Genomic DNA, 17,659 nt, shown 5'->3' with positions numbered 1-17,659 from the left:
TATACTGAATTTTAGATTTTAATTCAACCGTTTCCTTATTTATCCGCGCTTGAAACAAACACGGAAAGATACATCTGAACGCCGTCTGTTCTGACGGTGACGGCGCCGTCCGTCTGGGTACAGAAAAGCCGGCACCCGCGCTCCTTAAGTCTCTCCACCGTCTCTTCATGGGGATGTCCATACCGGTTATTTCTCCCCGCAGAGATGAAGCCATATACCGGATCTGTCTCCGTCAGGAATTCCTCTGCCGTGGAATTCTTAGAGCCGTGATGCGCCACTTTCAGAATCTCGAGAACGCCGTCGAACCCCTCTTTTTCCCGCTCTGCTTTTGTCTCTCTGAGAAAGCCGGTAAGTTCTGCCTCCCCCGCCCCTTCCACATCGCCGGTAAACAACATGTCAAAGCCTGCGTATCTGGCCCATATACACATGGAGGCTGCATTGCCCGGCTCATTGCCGTACCTGCTGCCAGGATGCATACAGAGAAGCGACAGCCGGCCGTCCCGGATGCTCTGTCCCGGCTTCATGATGAGCACCTCTGTCCCCTTTTCCCCGGCAAGCCTGGCCAGACTGGCAAGACTGTCATCCCACACTTCTTTCCGCGGCAGCACGAGATGTCTGACAGAGATGCCAAGCGGGCCTCTCTCTATCATCTCACGTATCCCGTTCATATGGTCGCTGTCACCGTGGGAGATAAAGACATAGTCAAGCGTCCCGGTCCCTTTATACGCAAGAAAAGATTCTATACGGTACTTTCCCGCCTGCCGCACGTCACTGCTCCCCCCGTCAAAAAAGTAAGTCGTGCCCGACGGACTTTTCATGTAGATCCCGTCCCCCTGCCCCACATCAAGCATCGTGATCTCAAGCATGCCGCCTCTTCCGATTTTTGCCGGAAGCAGCAGAATCAAAAACGCCAGAACCCATGTGATCCCGGATATTATTATATACTTTGCTATATATTTTTCTCTTTTCACACCGTTTTGTCTCTGTCCCCGGCGGCTCCACATAAGGAGTACAAAAGCCAGCAGAATGTAATAGCAGACGACGCCGGCAAGAGGCGGCTTTCCTGTAATGATCCTGGCCGCCGGAAACGCAGCTGCCGTTCGGCAGATCCATTCATAAAGCTTAAGTATCATCCTGCACACGGTAAAGACTGCTTCTCCCGGCAGTTCTGCGATAAGTCCGGCGGCGCTGCCTGCCAGCCCCAGGAAAAGCAGCACCGACATGAGCGGGACAACAAGCAGGTTCAGAAAGAGGCTGTAAAGCGGAAATTCATAGAAATAATAGAGAAGGACCGGTAAGATGGATATTTGTATACTGACGTTTGCCCACAGCCCCTGTACCGGCAGCTTTTTAAACAGGGGCAGTATGACCGCCGCGCCAAAGACCGCCCCGAAGGAGAGCCAGAATCCGCCGTCATACAGATGAAGGGGCCGCCAGACGAGCACAGTGACCGCGGCGGCAGAAAGAGCCGTCGGGGCATCATAATGGCGGCCTGCCATCTCGGCGCCGGCCCGAAATAGGAACATGACCGCCGCGCGCACCGCAGAGACCGAAACGCCTGTCATAAGTATGTAGACTGCGAGAAATAAGATACCGCATATGCCCCCTGCGGTGCAGGAGCCGCTCAGACGCCGGACGGCGCGGTACAGGCCGAATCCTATGAAGGTAAGATGCAGGCCGGATATGGCGAGGATATGGCCGATACCGTTGATCTGGTACAGTTCTTTCACCTCCGGGTCGATATCAGACTTGTCCCCGAGCATAATGCCGGAGAGCAGCGCGCCTTGCTTTTCTCCCATAAACTCATATAAGACCGCCTTCCATTTCCGCCGGAATGAAAAAAGGCCGTCTCTCACCTTCCAGACGCGGCTGTCGGTGACTTTCATACTATCGGCCCACATACAGGCGTGGATCCCCTGCTTTTCATAATATTGTTTTTCATTGAAATTCCCCGGATTGCGCGGCTCCTCAAAGAACTTGACTTTTCCCTCTGCCGCCGCTTTGTTTCCTGCTTTGACTTTTTGTTTGGATGTATCATAAACGATGAATTTTGACTCCTCCAGCATCTGCCTTTGGAACTTGACTGTATTATTTTTCAGATATAAGATTTGATATTCAGATTTTTCCTCTATCGCGTACACCTGTCCGGTGATGCTCAGTGAATCACCGGACCTGGCTTCCCGCATAAGCGGCGTTATCTTCCGTTCTTTCACAAACCGGTCCCCGCCCAGGCAGACAGCCGCGGTGAGGACAACGGAAAACAAAAGACATACGCTGCATAATATTCTGTTTTTACCTATTTTACTCCACCTTCCTCCAATTCGAGATTTCTGGAGAGCGGTTTGCTCAGGTCTATGACTCCCTGATATTTTACATCAGTCTCGCCGTTCACCGATATCTGCACTTCGTTTGCATCGCCCGCTTCCACAATAGAGTTTACAAGGGAATAGACCGTAAGTTCAGGACTCACTCCATACACGGCGTTCATAAAGCCATCGTCAAAATTGACGTAGCAGATACCGTCTTTGACCGATATGCCAAGGAGCTTTGTCTCGGGCGGTACCGACGGCTGGTGTTCCTGCATGGAAGGGCCTTTTATGATCTGTTCGACGACAAGTTTTTCGATGGACATATTACTGTTATAGCGGACACTGACTTCTTCCTCGCCAAGCCTGCCCCCCTTTTTATTGATATAGTACAGATGAAGATTGGCCAGCTGGTACGAGTGAAGACTGGAACCGGTATTCTGCACAAAATCTTCCGCATGCATATAGCCGATCTCATCTCCCTCATTGTCTGTGAGCGGTTCGCCGCCTGCGTAAAAATTCACATAATCGACTCCCGCGATCTGCACAAGCGTCTGAACGACTGCAGCCCGCAGCAGTATTTCCGACGCGGCGTCCATGTCCTTGTAACTCTCGTTAAAGTAGAGGTTCAGTCTCCCTTTCTCCAGTTTCCAGTCGTCCACTTTAATTTCTCCCGGAAAGGCGCTCCGGTAATCGTCATCCTCCGGTTCTTTGTACATATCCTTAAGCACGGACTTGATCTCTTCTTCTGCGCTGTCTCCTTTTATATCGTATGCCTCTTTGCCAAGTCCCGTCCCTTCGGCGTTTACATAATACATGCATGTACCCGTTGTCCCTGGCTTTCCGCCTCTTTGGCAGCCGGACAGAAGGATAGCTGCGGACAGGATGCAGAGGCATCTCACATATTTCTTCTTCATCTGGTCCTCCTTTCTGTCATGACACATATGTCAGCGGGATCCTGATCGTAAATGTAGTGCCTTCCCCTTCCTGGCTGTACACCTTGACCGCGCCTCTGTGCATGACGATGGCATTCCTCGCAATGGACAGGCCGAGCCCTGTACCGCCGATCTCCCTGGAATGTGATTTATCCACTCGGTAAAACCGTTCAAATATATGTTCCACCGCATCTTCCGGTATTCCAATTCCGGAGTCCGCCACTTCCACATAAAAATACTTGTGGTCCGCATTGAGCGATACATGGACCCATCCGCCGTCATGGTTATATTTGACCGCATTCTCAACGAGATTTGACAGTGCCAGCGACAGTTTCATCTCGTCCACTTCCGCGCTGACCGGCCTGAAGCTCTCATATACGACTTCAACATTGCGGTTTGCCGCGATCGGGCGGAGCCGTTTCAGTATCTTTTCCACCAGTTCATTGATATTTTCCGACTTGATATTCAGCGTCGTGGCAGTCTTGTCCATCTTTACGAGCGACAGAAGATCATTGATGATCTTATTTTCTCTCTCTATCTCCTCGGACAGATCACCCATAAATTCCTGGTACAGCTCGACCGGGACTTCCTCCTGGCTCAGAAGAGAATCCGCGAGCACCTTCATTGATGTCAGCGGCGTTTTCAACTCATGTGATACATTAGAAACAAATTCCTGTCTTGAGTCATCTAAAACTTTCATCCTTCCAAGCATTTTATTAAATGCTTCTGACAGGAGCACGGTCTCCGTATACGCGTTCTCATGCAGATAATTGTCATCATAGCCTTCCGTCACAGCGCCGATAGAATCTGTGATCCGCTTGAACGGCTTCACCATCACGACGCCTGCAAAAAATGCCAGCACCGTCATCGTCACGATAATAATGATCGCCACCACATTTGCATTCCCTTCCAGGACCGCCATGCTGTCCGCGATGGAATCTGTAGATACGCTCACGAGCATGACACCTTTGACCGCGTCCGATTCTGCCTCTGTGATCGGCGCAGTCACTTCTATATATCTGTTTTTTGCATCGTAATGGCTTGTACTCTTTCCCTGGAAACATTTGATGACATCTTCTGAAATGATTGTTTTCCCTTTATCGAGATTGTAAGTGTCTTCTTCTATCTCATAGTCACTGTCAATGACCATCACCCGCCCGTTGTAGATGTTGGTCAGCTGTGTCAGTTCTGTCCTGATGACCTCAGATGTAATACCGTTTAAGTAGTCTATGCCGCTTAACTGGTTACATAGAATTGTACATTGATTCTGTATATCCGCGGTCCGTACCTCTACCGCGCGCTTCTCATAACTGTTGAGGATCACCGCTTTCATGATCAGGCATGGGATGATTCCTGCCGCCAGCAGCAGGAGGATGATCCGAAAGCGGAGACTCTTGAATATATTTTTTTTGAAATACTTTCTAACCCCTGAAATAATAACCAACTCCCCACTTTGTGTACACGTATTTCGGATCGCTGGGGTTCTTCTCGATCTTCTCCCGCAGCCGCCTTATATGTACATCTACCGTCCTGGCGTCTCCGGGATACTCATATCCCCAGACAATGTTCAGAAGATTTTCCCTGCTGTACACCTTGTTGGGATTCATCGCCAGAAGCTCAAGAAGGTCAAATTCCTTGGCCGTAAGATTGATCTCTTTCTCCTCGATAAATACTCTGCGGCTCTCGCAGTCGATCTTCATCTCTCTCTTTATGATAACTTTATCATTTACCGTCTTGCTGTCCCGCTTGCTCGTGCGGCGCATGATCGCTTTGATGCGCGCCTTCACCTCCAGAATGTTAAACGGCTTTGTGATATAATCATCCGCCCCGTATTCAAGCCCTAGAATCTTATCCATGTCATCTCCCTTGGCGGTCAGCATGACGACCGGAACGTCGGAAAATTCCCGTATCTGCTGGCACACCTGGAATCCGTCATATTTCGGCAGCATTACGTCCAGCAGGATCATATCATAGGCATTCTCCCTGGAAAGCTTCAGCGCCTCTTCACCGTCATACGCACAGTCCACATCCATGCCGTCCTGCTCCAGGCTGAACCGGATACCTTTCACAATCAGTTTTTCGTCATCTACGACCAATACTCTCTTACTCATACTTCTCTCCCTTATTAAATTCGCTAAACCTTAACCTGATCCTTAACTTTATTAAAGATCCCATCTTTGATCCCTTCCACTTCTTTCAGTTCTTCTATGGATCGGAAACCTCCATGTTCTTCACGGTATTTTATAATACTGTCCGCTCTGGCTTCCCCTATGCCATTTAAAGTCATGAGTTCTTCTTTCGCAGCAGTATTGATATTTATTTTTCCGTCATCCTTTTCGTCAGGATGTACCCCGGCTGTTTCTGCCCGGCTGATGTCCTCTCCCAGGGCAGGTATGTACAGCTGCTGCCCGTCCGACAGGATCTCTGCCTGGTTAAGGTAAGCGCTGTCCGCCTCTTCCTTCATGCCGCCGGCGGCCTCCACGGCTTCAAACACGCGGCTGTCCGCAGGCAGCCGGTAGACACCGGGTTGATGAACCTGGCCGCAGACATGGACATACATCTCCTGCTGACGGCCGGATCCTTCCGTATCTTTTCCTTCTGTTTCCAGTGTCTCTTCCTCCGCGCTTTCTCCGTGCTCTTCTGCCGCAGACTGCGCGTTGTCAAGTTCCCTCACTTCTTCCGCCCCCTCCCCGCGGCATCCCGGCAGGGCGAGTACAAGAAGCATACACATCAAACAACCGATTTTCCTTGATCTGTCAAGCATAAAATTCCTCCTTTACAGCTGTCGAAACTGTAAATACCCCTCTTATGCCAGATAGATTTATTGTACTATTTCCATTGAAAAATTGCAACTCCAATCAGTGCGATCGCCATACCGATCACACGGCGCCACTCTAATGGCTGTTTATCGACTCCGAACAGGCCGAACAATTCTATCACATACGCAATGATAAGCTGGGAGATGACAATGAGCAGCGCCGCTTTTGCCGGCCCCAGCTGCTCCATGCTCTTGATCACCGTCCATGTGATCCCGGCGCCTATGACGCCTCCGAGCAGTACGTATTTCGGTTCTACCTTCGCAAGTGTCATAACATTGTCCCTGCCTGCGATAAGCCATGCCACAAGGCAGAGGGCAAAGGCACTCAGCTGTACCCAGCCGTTGCTCACCCACATTCCGGTCGTCTTCGTCACCTGTGTATTGAACACTCCCTGCACGCTCATTAACGCTCCGGACAGCAGAGCTATGAAAAAACCAATCATCAGATATACCTCCTATGTTTTACCTATAGTATATCCAATGACTGGTTAATTATGTTATAACACCTTCTTCAGTTTTTCGATCATTTCATCGATATGTTCTTTCTCGATGACAAGCGGCGGCACGAGACGGATGACATCGCTTCTCGCGCTGATGACAAGAAGCCCTTCTTTGATGGCGGCCTGCACAGTCTCTCCGACCGGCTTCTTAAGCCGGATACCCTGGATCAGCCCTGTTCCTCTCACTTCCAATATCATATCGCACGTCTCTTTAAGCGCTTCCAGTTGTGCGGTCAGGTAGCGCCCCATCTCTTTCACATGTTCTGTCAGTTTTTCTCTCTCAAAGATCTCTACCGTCTTTGCCACCGCGGCGCACACAAACGGGTTGCCTCCGTATGTCGTTCCGTGGTCTCCTGGCTCAAGGGAATAACGGGCGACTTCCTCTGTCATGGCGAACGCTCCGACCGGCACCCCGCCTCCGATGGCTTTCGCCATCGCGATGATATCCGGCTTTGTACCGTAGCCCTGCCATGCAAACATCGTTCCGGTACGGCCCATGCCGCACTGGATCTCATCGCAGATCATGAGGATCCCCTCCTCATCACAGAGCTTGCGGATGCCCTGCATGAACGCTTCATCGGCTCTGTTTATTCCGCCCTCCCCCTGGAGAGGCTCCAGAATGACTGCACACGTCTTGTCTGTCACAAGTGCCCTGACGCTTTCCAGGTTGTTGAACTCTGCAAAGGACACGCCCGGAATAAGCGGTTCAAACGGCGCACGGTACGCCTCGTGTTCTGTGACGGAAAGCGCGCCCATGCTTCTGCCGTGGAAGGAATCTTTCATGGCTATAAACTCACAGCGGCCGGTCTGCTTTTTATAAGCGTATTTTCTCGACGCCTTAAGCGCTCCTTCGATGGCCTCCGTCCCGCTGTTCGTAAAGAACACCCGGTCCATTTCCGTGATGCGCCCAAGCGCCTTGGCTGCTTTTCCGCACGTTGTATTGTAATACAGGTTTGACGAGTGGATCAGGCTGTCTATCTGTTCTTTCAGAGCATCGTTGAACTCTCTGTTGCCGTACCCGAGGGAAGAGACCGCGATACCTGCGGCAAAATCAAGGTATTTCTTCCCTTTTTCGTCGTATAGATACACGCCCTCTCCTCTTTCCAGCACAACCGGAAAACGGTTGTATGTATGAACGAGATTTGTATCCGTATCTGCTATATACTGATTTTTCATAATTCTTATTCTCCGTAGAAATAGCGTTCTTCGCTGTCATTTAATATGGCTGTTCCAATTCCTCTGTTCGTGAATATTTCCAGAAGAAGGCAGTGCGGGATCCTTCCGTCCAGGATATGGACCCTCGATACCCCGTGTTCTATGGCATCGATGCAGTTGTGAAGCTTCGGGAGCATGCCGCCTCCGATATATCCTTCATTCATCAAATTGCGCGCCTCTGACACTTTCAGTTCTGAGATAAGTGTCTCCGGGTCATGGGGATCTTTATACACGCCTTCGATATCTGTAAGAAACGCCAGTTTTTCCGCCCGCATGGCTCTTGCGATGGCACAGGCCGCATCATCGGCATTGATATTGTATGTATTAAAACTGTCGTCCAGCCCGACCGGGCATATGATCGGGAGGAAATCCTTCTCCAGCAGATCGTACAGAATATCCGCATTTACTTTTTTGATCTCTCCCACAAATCCGATATCTTCTCCGTCGGCCAGCTTCTTGTCTACTGTGAGAAGACCTCCGTCTTTACCGCTGATGCCGATCGCACGGACGCCAAGACTTTCTACAAGCTGCACAAGGCTCTTATTCACCTTGCCGAGCACCATCTCAGCCAGCTCCATCGTCGCCTCGTCCGTCACCCGCAGGCCGTTCACGAACTCCGGTTCCATGCCGACCTTGCCGACCCACCTGCTGATCTCCTTGCCCCCGCCGTGGACAATGATCGGCTTGAAGCCGACGAGCTTAAGCAGGGTCACATCTTTGATGACCTGTTCTTTCAGGTCCTCATCCACCATGGCGCTGCCGCCGTATTTTACGACGATGATCTTACGGTTAAACCTCTGGATATAAGGAAGTGCTTCGATGAGGACTTCCGCTTTATCCAGATATTTCTGCATACCTTTGTTCATATTCCCTAGCTCCTTTTACTTTGTCAGCTTCTGTAGTCGGCGTTGATCTCTATGTAGCCGTGTGTCAGGTCGCATCCCCACGCGGTGGCGCTGCTGCTGCCAAGCTTCACGTCTGCGGTGGCCGTCACCTCCGGTTCGGAGAGTATCTTTGTCGCCTCTGCCTCGCTGTAATCTACTGCGGTTCCATTTTCTATGATCTGTATCTTTCCTGCTCTGCTCTCAAAGAATAAATCTACCTTTTCCGGGTCAAACTGCGCGCCGGAGTATCCCATGGCACATAAGATCCTGCCCCAGTTGGCATCATGTCCTGCGATGGCCGTCTTCGTAAGATTGGAACATACGATGGATTTCGCCAGTAACCGGGCCTGTTCTGTGCTCTCGCAGCCGACCGCCTTTACTTCAAAAAGTGCGGTTGCCCCTTCTCCGTCGCCGGCTATCTTTTTGGCCAGATATTCGTTGACCACATGGAGCGCCTCGGCAAAGGCTTTGTAGTCTTCGCTTCCGTACCGGATCTGCGGATTGCCCGCCAGTCCGTTTGCCAGCAGCAGTACCGTGTCATTGGTCGATGTATCCCCGTCTACGGATATCATATTGTATGTATCATCTACATCCCCGCTCAGTGCTTTCTGCAGCGCTTCCTTTGTAATGTCCGCGTCTGTCGTGATGAACGCCAGCATCGTGCACATGTTCGGGTGGATCATGCCGGAACCTTTTGCCATTCCGCCGATAGTTACCGTCTTTCCTCCCACCTTGAGCGTAACGGCCAGTTCTTTTTCAAATGTATCTGTCGTCATGATCGCTCTGGCCGCCTGGGTACCGTTTTCCAGACTGTCGTTTTTCTTTTCCGCCAGCACTTTGATACCTGCCGTCAGTTTTTCAATGGGGATCTGCTTCCCGATCACTCCGGTGGAACCGATCACTACGCCGTCGCCGGATATCCCGAGGGCCTCTGCCGCTGCCACCGCCGTGTCCTCGCAGTAGCCGTATCCTTCCGCGCCGGTGCAGGCGTTGGCGATACCGGAATTGACGATGACCGCCTGTACTTTGCTGCCGCTTTTTACGACCTTCTGGTCCCATTTCACCGGGGCCGCCTTTACGACATTCTGTGTGAATGTCCCCGCCGCTTCGCACGGGGCCTGGCTGTACACGAGCGCCATGTCTGTTCTGTCTTTATACTTGATCCCTGCCGCCGCTGCTGCCGCCTCAAACCCTTTCGCCGCGGTGACTCCGCCTTTGATAATATCCATGTTCTTTTCCTCCTTTATACTACTGTCCGATAAATGCTGTGATATTTTTTTCATTTAATACAAAATCATAATAATTCAAGTCAAGACGTCTCGTCCAGCCGATCGTATTCCAAAATGCATTTCCAACGTCATTTTTAGTGAAGGCAATAAGAGATACTTTGCTGATCTCTTCTTTCTTCAGCGCCTCCATGGCCATGCCCACCATGGCTCTGCCGATGCCCCGGCGCCTGTAGTCTTCATCTACACAGACGTGGTACAGACACCCGCGCCGCCCGTCGTGCCCGCACAGGATGCTTCCTACCACTTTGCCGTCCTCCACGGCCACTACACTTGTCGTAGGGTTTCTCTTCAAAAAGCGTTCCACGCCCTCTCTGGAATCGTCCACGCTGCGCAGGCCGAAACCGCGGATTTTTGTCCAGAGGGCATACACGCCGTCATAATCCTCAATCGTCATTATCCTGACCATATCTTACCTCTCTTCCATCCTTACGGGAACAGGGGGACAAGTGCAAGTCCCTCGTCCTCGGGAAGCCCGAACATCAGATTCATATTCTGCACCGCCTGGCCGGCGGCGCCTTTGACGAGATTGTCCATGGCGCCCATCATGATGATACGCCCTGTCCTTTCATCGATCTTAAAGTTTACATCTACATAATTGCTGCCTTCCACCCATCTCGTCTGAGGGCATATATCCTTCTTAAGCACACGGACAAACTTTTCACCGTCGTAATATTTGTCATATACTGCTTTGACTTCCTCATACGTAACATTTTGCTTCAGAGACGCATATGCGGTCACCAGGATCCCTCTGTTCATCGGAACAAGGTGCGGGGTAAAGTTCAGCAGCACCTGCTCATTGGCGGCAAGGCCGAGCTGTTCCTCTATCTCAGGCGTATGTCTGTGCCCGGCCACGCCGTATGCCTTTATATTTTCATTCACTTCACAGTACAGATTGTCGACCTTGGCTCCGCGGCCGGCGCCTGATGTCCCGGACTTGGCATCGATGATCAGCGTGCTCATATCTATCATGCCTTCTTTCGCCAGCGGATAGACGGACAAAAAGGAACAGGTCGGATAACAGCCCGGATTGGCTACAAGCCTGGCGCTCTTCACCGCCTCCCGGTTCACCTCGCACAGGCCGTACACTGCTTCCTCTACAAACTGCGGGCTCTTATGCTCTATCCCGTACCATTTCTCATACGTCGGCACATCCTTAATGCGGAAGTCCGCACTCAGGTCGATCACTTTCGTCCTCCCGAGCATCTCCCCGCTGATCATCGAAGCACAGAATCCCTGCGGGGTGGCAGTGAAAATCACATCCGCTTTCTCTGCCAGAGCCTCCATATTATCATCGAGACAACTGCCCTCCACGATCTGAAACATATTCTGATAAATATCCGCGTACTCCCTGTCTATGTAACTTCTCGAGCCATACCACACGATCTGCGCGTCCTTATGCCCCGCTAAGATTCTCACCAATTCCCCGCCGGCGTACCCGGTGGCGCCGATAATTCCTACCTTTATCATATATCCTGTATCCTCCTCAAAACCGCGGCGCACAGACGCACCGATGTATTTTTATACCCTGATATCTGTAAATATTATACCAAATAATCCAAAATGTCCAGTTGGGGACACGTTGAATTTAGTTTGGGACGGGGAATTTTTCAAAAAACCCCGTCCCCAATTGCATTTAAACTTAAAGGACTTGCATAATTATACAACACAAATGTATAATATTCAAGTCCTTTTCCATCTTTTTCTTATTTAACTACGGGCGGGTCTGTCCGTTTCCGGATATGATATACTTTACTGTAGTCAGCGCCTCTAGGCCCATCGGGCCTCTGGCATGCAGTTTCTGGGTGCTGATTCCTATTTCTGCTCCAAATCCAAATTCATGTCCGTCCGTAAATCTTGTAGAGGCATTGACGTATACCGCAGCCGCATCTATTTCGTTCTGAAACTTGAGCGCATTATCATAGTCTTTCGTTATAATGGCCTCTGAGTGCCCTGTGTTGTATCTATTGATATGCTCTATCGCTTCTTCTATCGTGTCGACGGTCTTAAGGGAAAGGATGGCGTCCAAATATTCTGTTCCCCAGTCTTCTTCATCTGCAGGCACAATTCCCGCCTCTATCGCCACCGCGCGCTCATCTCCCCGTATCTCCACCTGTTTTTGATGAAGTCTTTCATATATCAACGGCACAGCCTTATCGGCTATGCTGCTGTGCACGACTATTGATTCGCAGGCGTTGCAGACGCCGGGGCGCTGTGTCTTCGCATTCTCGATAATGTCGACTGCCATTTTTAGGTCTGCTGATTCATCTACAAAGATATGGCAGTTTCCTGTTCCGGTCTCAATGACCGGCACCGTGCTGTTTTCCACCACACTGGCGATGAGCCCGGCACCGCCCCGCGGTATGAGCACGTCGATGTATTCCTTCATCCTCATCATCTCCGTGACTGCCGCCCGGTCCGTATCCTCCAGCAGCAGAACCGCGTCCGCCGGAAGCTTTTCCTTTGCAAGGCCGTCTCTTATCACCTTGACAATAGCTTTATTTGAGTGGATCGCATCTGAGCCGCCCCGCAGAATAACAGAATTTCCTGTTTTAAAGCAGAGGCCGAACGCGTCCGCCGTCACATTCGGGCGGGATTCATATATGATGCCCACAACCCCGAGCGGCACTCTGCGCTGTCCGATCTGGAGACCGTTCGGACGTATCTTCACACGTTCCATCTGGCCCACCGGGTCTTCCAGCATCGCTATCTGCTCTAGTCCTTCCGACATCGCCTGTATTCTCTGGCTCGTAAGAAGCAGGCGGTCAATGAGCGCCGGTTTCATCCCGGCCGCTCTCGCGTTCTTCACATCTTTATCATTTTCCACAAGCAGGTATCCCATCTGTTGTCTGAGTTCCCGCGCCACTGCCTCCAGTCCTTCATTTTTCTCCGACTGCCCGAAGAACTGTACCTTTTTTGATGCCTCTTTTGCTTTTCTACCAATTTCCTGCACGTAACCCATAATATGCTCCTCCCAATTCAACCTGCTTTATCGACCTGTCTTTTTCTGAAGTATCTTTTTCTGAAGTATCTTTCCGCACCGCCTCTTTCTTCATCCGCTTTGCCTGCCTGCGGAACTGCTCTCTCTCCGGAGCCAGTTCATTCTTGCCGGTGTATCCGCTGCCGCAGGACAGAAACAGCGTTCCTATCTTCTTTCCTGCCATAATGTCATTGATCGTATAAATGTTGTCTCCGCTTGCGATCACCATATCCGCCCCGGCGCCTGTGGCTATCTTCGCCGCCTCGATCTTCGTTGCCATTCCTCCGGTCCCGACGGCCGTTCCTGCTCCCTTCCCCATCTCCTCCAGCTCCCTGTCGATCTTTCCTACCGTGTGCACAAACCGGGCATACGGATTATCTTTCGGGTCATCCGTATAAAGCCCCTCTATATCCGACATCAGTATGAGCAGATCCGCCTCGACAAGCGCAGCCACATGAGCCGCCATCGTGTCGTTGTCGCCAAAGTTGCCATACAGTTCTTCATCCACGGATATGGCGTCGTTCTCGTTGACGATCGGCACCACATTCATAGCCGCCAGCCGGTCAAATGTGTTCCGTGCATTTGCCGCGCACACTTCATTCGTAATAGACTCCTTCGTCAGCAGCACCTGGGCGGTCAGCTGGCTGTATTCTGCGAAAAGCTTCTCGTACATCATCATAAGCCGGCCCTGTCCGACGGCAGCACATGCCTGACGGACGTCCTTTTCCTTTGGCCTTTTTGTAAATCCGAGTACATTCCTGCCGATGCCGACGGCTCCGGAGGACACGACAATGACCTCCCTGCCTTTGTTCCGCAGATTGATCAGTATGCGCACAAACTTTTCAAGTTTATCCAGATTGATATTTCCAGTCTCCGGATAGGTGATCGTCGACGTTCCTATTTTAATCACAATTTTCTTTTTTTCTTTTAATGCCTGTCTGAAATCCATATCACAACTCTCCATTCTATTTTCAAAAAAATATGCGGGAACAAAAGCATATCGCTACGCTTCTGTTCCCGCATATATCCGTCTTAAAACAGCCCGAATAAAAATAAGGGTTCAAGTAACTATATCCTTCCTGCAACTTAAAGTATTGAATTTTATGCGTGTAATACCCCGAGGGGATACGGAATACACGGCACAAAAACAACACTGCCTGCAGAAAGCAGAGGAGAGTTTACGTTATTTATGATATCGCTGTGATCCATCGTGTACAAACTTTTCATAATAACTGCTCCTTGTTGTGTCACAATTCATTTTATGGTTTCTTATTTTTTAACTATTTTACATGATTCAGCTCATTTGTCAAGCATGATTTTTATTCTTCATTCATATTCTGTGTATATAATCACGTTTTTATACACCATATTTGTATATTATACATTTTTTAACTTTATTTCCATTTTTTCTTGCATAATTATAAAATATGGTGTATAGTAGTCATTGCAAACGAGATCACTTATATTTCAGCATATAAAACATATCAAATAATACATATCAGGAGGAATCATATTATGAAAGAAAAAGTTGTATTGGCGTATTCCGGCGGTCTTGACACCACTGCCATCATCCCTTGGTTAAAGGAAAATTTTGACTACGAGGTGATCTGCTGCTGCGTTGACTGCGGGCAGGGCGAGGAGCTGGACGGTCTGGAGGAGAGGGCGAAGCTTTCCGGCGCTTCCAAGTTATATATTGAAGATATTGTGGACGATTTCTGCGATAATTATGTAGTTCCATGCGTGCAGGCACATGCTGTCTACGAAAACAAATATCTGCTCGGCACATCCATGGCGCGTCCGGCCATCGCAAAGAAGCTTGTGGAAATCGCAAGAAAAGAAGGAGCCACCGCTATCTGCCACGGCGCGACGGGAAAAGGCAACGACCAGATCCGCTTTGAACTTGGCATCAAGGCACTTGCTCCTGATATTAAGATCATAGCGCCCTGGAGGATGACAGATGTATGGACAATGGATTCCCGCGAGGACGAGATCGAATATTGCAGGCAGCACGGCATCGACCTTCCGTTCGACGCAAGTCAGAGCTACAGCCGCGACCGCAACTTATGGCACATCAGCCATGAAGGTCTTGAACTGGAAGATCCTGCTAATGAACCAAACTATGAACATCTGCTCGTACTCGGCGTCACACCGGAGAAAGCGCCGGATGAGGGCGAATATGTGACCATGACATTTGAAAAAGGTGTTCCAAAGAGCATCAACGGCGAATCTATGAAAGTGTCTGACATCATCCGCAAATTGAACGAACTTGGCGGAAAGCACGGCATCGGAATCTGTGATATCGTGGAAAACCGTGTCGTAGGAATGAAATCCCGCGGCGTATACGAGACACCGGGCGGAACGATTCTCTACGAGGCGCACCAGCAGCTTGAAGAGCTCGTATTAGACCGCGCTACATATGAGACAAAGGAAGAGATGGGCAACAAGCTGTCCCAGATCGTATATGAAGGAAAATGGTTCACACCTCTGCGCGAGGCTGTGCAGGCCTTTATCGAAAGCACACAGGAATATGTGACAGGAGAAGTAAAGTTCAAGCTCTACAAAGGTAATATTATCAAAGCCGGCACGACTTCCCCATATTCCCTGTACAGCGAATCACTGGCAAGCTTTACGACAGGCGAGCTGTATGACCACCACGACGCAGAAGGATTCATTAATCTGTTCGGCCTTCCGCTCAAAGTGCGCGCGCTGAAGATGCAGGAAACAGATAAGAAATAACTGAAAAAGCCCTCTTGTATCCCCAGTACAAGAGGGTTTCATTTTCTTTGCAGGAAATAGTCCGGTAAATGTTACCGTTTTACTTTTTGTCTATTTTTTTCAAGTTTTCTTCATATTCCTGCAGACTGATCAAACCTGTTTCCAACTTCTCTTTATTCTTTTTCAAATAATGCACCCTTGAATCAGATATAGCCCAGATCAGGGCTGTGATCCAGCCTATACCTGTAATCCCCAGAAAGACATTTACGCATAATACTGCTTTTAATTCCAGATGATTTTTACAGGACGCGATTATACTCGGCAGCATGTAAATCACTAGAAGGAAAATGATTATAATACCCATAACTATTCCAATCCAAGGTCTTTTAAAGTGACCTTTATCTTCCACTGTTCTTTCTGCAGTTTCAATGGCATTTCAAAGTCTCCTTCTGCCGTTTCCCCTGTACTGTTGACAGCTTTTCCATGTACATAGACAACACAGTTTTTGTCCCCGTCATACACAACGTCCATAACGGTAAGTTCATAATCTGCGCACTGTATCTCACTTTCCGACATCCCATACAGACCGGCAACGATCTCAAATACCCCTTCGGTGTCCACTCCCAGCAGGGAGCTTACCACCTTGGTCCCGCCTGAAAGAACCTTCTGGACATTTTTATCAAAACAGGCAATCAATGCTTTCTCGTCCTTGTCATTCAGCGCCGACTCGATCTGACTCACAGTATCTTCCGGTGTCTCGTACAGATTCTCTTCCCCCTGTACAGCCTTACAACCGCTCAGCACAATACAGGCAGCTAATATAACAGCCAGTAGCCTCTTCATCTTAACACTCATTCCTTTCTCCTTGTCTGTACCGTTCCCATTTTCACAAACTTTCTCGCCACTTTATTGAGCCTGTTTACAACAACGTCCCCGCTCAGTCTTGTTTTCTCTCCGGAATAAGCTTTATTGAGCCATATATTTTTTTCAATTATATAACTTACATCATCCACTCCCCGTCTAAACACTTTCTCCAGAAGCATATCCGTCTTTTCATAGCCGATGTTCATCATCTCCCGAATCTCTCCTGTATCCGCCCAAAACGATGATTTTATAAAACTGTCGCCGGAAAAATTCAGCTTAATTACTTTTTTATCAAATTCCACGTTTTCAAATATGTAATTTCTGTTATCAAAGTAGATGCATATAATATAATCTAATTCCTTCTCCAGGAGGGGACCGACCGGAATATTGTCTATTAAAGCCCCGTCATAATAGCTCTCTCCCCGCAGTCTGACGCCAGACTGAAAGGGAGGAAGGGACACTCCGGCCTTGAGGCCCAGTCTGATCTCCTCACTTTCCAGGCCGTTCATAAGCACGTATTCCAGACTATGTCTGCCCGAATTAAACAGCGGTACATAGAAATCTGACGGCAAATTGCCAGGCTTATATATAGCACTGATCACTTCATCAATATATGAACTTTTCACAAGTCTCGTCAACTCTGAATGATGAGCCGCGCTTTCCTGCCATAACTGCTCAGCCATGTCGAGCCGGTCCGTGAGAAACGCATACGAGTTCAAAGCGCCTATCGAAGCAGCGCTGATGAAGCTGAAAGGCAGTCCGGCAAATCTCTCCCTTATATTCCGAAGGGCTCCGATCTGATACGCCCCCTTTAGCATGCCTCCGGACAATACAAGTCCTGTCTTTGGCTTCTGCCTGGCCTCCTTTTTATCTCTGTCCGGCACAGTCCAGCCTACGCTTCTTTTAATGCCCAGACAAGAGATACTACCCAGCCGATCATCGACCAGCCCAGCAGCAGGTTCAACGCCAGTATTGACACCTTATTATCTCTTTCTTTTTTGAATGCAATAATTGTCGGTATAAAATAGGCAGCAATTCCAATAATTATGAGAAAAATTCCTGCAAATCCTAATGATGCTGTTGAGTCCATATCTTACCTCCTTTTTCATATGTAAATATCTTTCTACATCATCTTAACACTGCGCTTTATTATTTG

19 protein-coding genes are annotated in these 17,659 nt (G+C 49.4%); 1 reads left to right on the top strand and 18 read right to left on the bottom strand.

Annotation, left to right across the window (positions count from 1 at the left end):
- Positions 1-35 precede the first annotated feature (35 nt).
- The 14 genes from LAJLEIBI_RS04790 to LAJLEIBI_RS18660 all read right to left on the bottom strand — a co-directional run bounded on the left by LAJLEIBI_RS04790 (position 36) and on the right by LAJLEIBI_RS18660 (position 14,151).
- Positions 36-2,264, bottom strand: a complete 2,229-nt coding sequence (locus LAJLEIBI_RS04790) for a DNA internalization-related competence protein ComEC/Rec2 (RefSeq protein ID WP_006441276.1) — start codon at positions 2,262-2,264, stop codon at positions 36-38.
- A gap of 32 nt (positions 2,265-2,296) precedes the next feature.
- Positions 2,297-3,223, bottom strand: a complete 927-nt coding sequence (locus LAJLEIBI_RS04785; RefSeq protein WP_040434500.1) for a GerMN domain-containing protein — start codon at positions 3,221-3,223, stop codon at positions 2,297-2,299.
- Between the two features lie 16 nt (positions 3,224-3,239).
- Positions 3,240-4,574 carry a sensor histidine kinase gene (locus LAJLEIBI_RS04780; protein WP_227056298.1) on the bottom strand — a complete coding sequence of 445 codons (1,335 nt, stop codon included), beginning with the start codon at positions 4,572-4,574 and terminating at the stop codon, positions 3,240-3,242.
- 88 nt (positions 4,575-4,662) lie between these two features.
- Entirely contained in the window at positions 4,663-5,352 is a 690-nt protein-coding gene (locus tag LAJLEIBI_RS04775; RefSeq protein WP_006441273.1) for a response regulator transcription factor, read from the bottom strand.
- Between the two features lie 23 nt (positions 5,353-5,375).
- The gene (locus LAJLEIBI_RS04770; RefSeq protein ID WP_040434496.1) at positions 5,376-6,005 is read right to left on the bottom strand and encodes a helix-hairpin-helix domain-containing protein; all 630 of its coding nucleotides are present in this window, start codon (positions 6,003-6,005) and stop codon (positions 5,376-5,378) included.
- 65 nt (positions 6,006-6,070) lie between these two features.
- Complete coding sequence (locus LAJLEIBI_RS04765) at positions 6,071-6,502, bottom strand: DMT family transporter (protein ID WP_006441271.1); 432 nt, start codon at positions 6,500-6,502, stop codon at positions 6,071-6,073.
- 54 nt (positions 6,503-6,556) lie between these two features.
- Positions 6,557-7,735 (bottom strand): aspartate aminotransferase family protein, encoded by a 1,179-nt coding sequence (locus tag LAJLEIBI_RS04760; RefSeq protein ID WP_006441270.1) that lies wholly within the window; start codon positions 7,733-7,735, stop codon positions 6,557-6,559.
- A 5-nt stretch (positions 7,736-7,740) separates the two neighbouring features.
- Entirely contained in the window at positions 7,741-8,640 is a 900-nt protein-coding gene (gene argB, locus LAJLEIBI_RS04755; RefSeq protein ID WP_006441269.1) for an acetylglutamate kinase, read from the bottom strand.
- A 23-nt stretch (positions 8,641-8,663) separates the two neighbouring features.
- The gene (gene argJ, locus LAJLEIBI_RS04750) at positions 8,664-9,887 is read right to left on the bottom strand and encodes a bifunctional glutamate N-acetyltransferase/amino-acid acetyltransferase ArgJ (protein WP_040434493.1); all 1,224 of its coding nucleotides are present in this window, start codon (positions 9,885-9,887) and stop codon (positions 8,664-8,666) included.
- Positions 9,888-9,906: 19 nt separating this feature from the next.
- A complete protein-coding gene (locus tag LAJLEIBI_RS04745) occupies positions 9,907-10,353 on the bottom strand; it encodes a GNAT family N-acetyltransferase (RefSeq protein ID WP_006441267.1) in 447 nt (148 codons plus the stop codon).
- A gap of 20 nt (positions 10,354-10,373) precedes the next feature.
- A complete protein-coding gene (gene argC / locus LAJLEIBI_RS04740; RefSeq protein WP_006441266.1) occupies positions 10,374-11,414 on the bottom strand; it encodes an N-acetyl-gamma-glutamyl-phosphate reductase in 1,041 nt (346 codons plus the stop codon).
- Between the two features lie 244 nt (positions 11,415-11,658).
- A complete protein-coding gene (locus LAJLEIBI_RS04735; RefSeq protein ID WP_006441265.1) occupies positions 11,659-12,906 on the bottom strand; it encodes a glutamate-5-semialdehyde dehydrogenase in 1,248 nt (415 codons plus the stop codon).
- Positions 12,881-13,873, bottom strand: coding sequence for a glutamate 5-kinase (gene proB / locus LAJLEIBI_RS04730; protein WP_083790577.1), 993 nt, complete (start codon positions 13,871-13,873; stop codon positions 12,881-12,883). Before proB ends, LAJLEIBI_RS04735 begins: the two co-directional genes overlap by 26 nt.
- 152 nt (positions 13,874-14,025) lie before the next feature.
- Positions 14,026-14,151: a hypothetical protein gene (locus LAJLEIBI_RS18660; RefSeq protein WP_006441263.1), complete on the bottom strand. Its 126-nt coding sequence runs from the start codon at positions 14,149-14,151 to the stop codon at positions 14,026-14,028.
- A 288-nt stretch (positions 14,152-14,439) separates the two neighbouring features.
- On the opposite strand from LAJLEIBI_RS18660, the gene LAJLEIBI_RS04725 reads away from it, so the two are divergent.
- Positions 14,440-15,660, top strand: a complete 1,221-nt coding sequence (locus tag LAJLEIBI_RS04725; protein WP_006441261.1) for an argininosuccinate synthase — start codon at positions 14,440-14,442, stop codon at positions 15,658-15,660.
- A gap of 79 nt (positions 15,661-15,739) precedes the next feature.
- On the opposite strand, the gene LAJLEIBI_RS04720 is transcribed toward LAJLEIBI_RS04725, so the two are convergent.
- From LAJLEIBI_RS04720 to LAJLEIBI_RS04705, 4 genes are read right to left on the bottom strand one after another with little or no spacing between them, the layout of a single operon-like run.
- Positions 15,740-16,048: a superinfection immunity protein gene (locus tag LAJLEIBI_RS04720; RefSeq protein WP_205689590.1), complete on the bottom strand. Its 309-nt coding sequence runs from the start codon at positions 16,046-16,048 to the stop codon at positions 15,740-15,742.
- Positions 16,006-16,494, bottom strand: coding sequence for a hypothetical protein (locus LAJLEIBI_RS04715; RefSeq protein WP_006441259.1), 489 nt, complete (start codon positions 16,492-16,494; stop codon positions 16,006-16,008). Before LAJLEIBI_RS04715 ends, LAJLEIBI_RS04720 begins: the two co-directional genes overlap by 43 nt.
- Positions 16,491-17,387 carry a patatin-like phospholipase family protein gene (locus tag LAJLEIBI_RS04710; protein ID WP_006441258.1) on the bottom strand — a complete coding sequence of 299 codons (897 nt, stop codon included), beginning with the start codon at positions 17,385-17,387 and terminating at the stop codon, positions 16,491-16,493. The genes LAJLEIBI_RS04715 and LAJLEIBI_RS04710 overlap by 4 nt, the downstream gene beginning before the upstream one ends.
- An 8-nt stretch (positions 17,388-17,395) precedes the next feature.
- Positions 17,396-17,593: a superinfection immunity protein gene (locus LAJLEIBI_RS04705; protein WP_006441257.1), complete on the bottom strand. Its 198-nt coding sequence runs from the start codon at positions 17,591-17,593 to the stop codon at positions 17,396-17,398.
- Between the last annotated feature and the right edge of the window lie 66 nt (positions 17,594-17,659).

This window comes from [Clostridium] hylemonae DSM 15053 (genome assembly GCF_008281175.1).
GTDB classification, from domain to species: Bacteria; Bacillota; Clostridia; order Lachnospirales; family Lachnospiraceae; genus Extibacter; species Extibacter hylemonae.
The sequence above is the reverse complement of the archived record's forward strand: the minus strand, read 5'-3'. Positions and strand labels throughout refer to the sequence as shown.

Bases quoted from the DNA above. Each gene is read 5' to 3' on its own strand.
- LAJLEIBI_RS04785 (WP_040434500.1), bottom strand. From the start codon at position 3,223: ATGAAGAAGAAATATGTGAGATGCCTCTGCATCCTGTCCGCAGCTATC.
- LAJLEIBI_RS18660 (WP_006441263.1), bottom strand. From the start codon at position 14,151: ATGAAAAGTTTGTACACGATGGATCACAGCGATATCATAAATAACGTA.
- LAJLEIBI_RS04775 (WP_006441273.1), bottom strand. From the start codon at position 5,352: ATGAGTAAGAGAGTATTGGTCGTAGATGACGAAAAACTGATTGTGAAA.
- LAJLEIBI_RS04780 (WP_227056298.1), bottom strand. From the start codon at position 4,574: ATGAAAGCGGTGATCCTCAACAGTTATGAGAAGCGCGCGGTAGAGGTA.
- LAJLEIBI_RS04725 (WP_006441261.1), top strand. From the start codon at position 14,440: ATGAAAGAAAAAGTTGTATTGGCGTATTCCGGCGGTCTTGACACCACT.
- argC (WP_006441266.1), bottom strand. From the start codon at position 11,414: ATGATAAAGGTAGGAATTATCGGCGCCACCGGGTACGCCGGCGGGGAA.
- LAJLEIBI_RS04760 (WP_006441270.1), bottom strand. From the start codon at position 7,735: ATGAAAAATCAGTATATAGCAGATACGGATACAAATCTCGTTCATACA.
- LAJLEIBI_RS04745 (WP_006441267.1), bottom strand. From the start codon at position 10,353: ATGGTCAGGATAATGACGATTGAGGATTATGACGGCGTGTATGCCCTC.
- LAJLEIBI_RS04770 (WP_040434496.1), bottom strand. From the start codon at position 6,005: ATGCTTGACAGATCAAGGAAAATCGGTTGTTTGATGTGTATGCTTCTT.
- proB (WP_083790577.1), bottom strand. From the start codon at position 13,873: ATGGATTTCAGACAGGCATTAAAAGAAAAAAAGAAAATTGTGATTAAA.
- LAJLEIBI_RS04735 (WP_006441265.1), bottom strand. From the start codon at position 12,906: ATGGGTTACGTGCAGGAAATTGGTAGAAAAGCAAAAGAGGCATCAAAA.
- LAJLEIBI_RS04705 (WP_006441257.1), bottom strand. From the start codon at position 17,593: ATGGACTCAACAGCATCATTAGGATTTGCAGGAATTTTTCTCATAATT.
- LAJLEIBI_RS04715 (WP_006441259.1), bottom strand. From the start codon at position 16,494: ATGAGTGTTAAGATGAAGAGGCTACTGGCTGTTATATTAGCTGCCTGT.
- argJ (WP_040434493.1), bottom strand. From the start codon at position 9,887: ATGGATATTATCAAAGGCGGAGTCACCGCGGCGAAAGGGTTTGAGGCG.
- LAJLEIBI_RS04765 (WP_006441271.1), bottom strand. From the start codon at position 6,502: ATGATTGGTTTTTTCATAGCTCTGCTGTCCGGAGCGTTAATGAGCGTG.
- argB (WP_006441269.1), bottom strand. From the start codon at position 8,640: ATGAACAAAGGTATGCAGAAATATCTGGATAAAGCGGAAGTCCTCATC.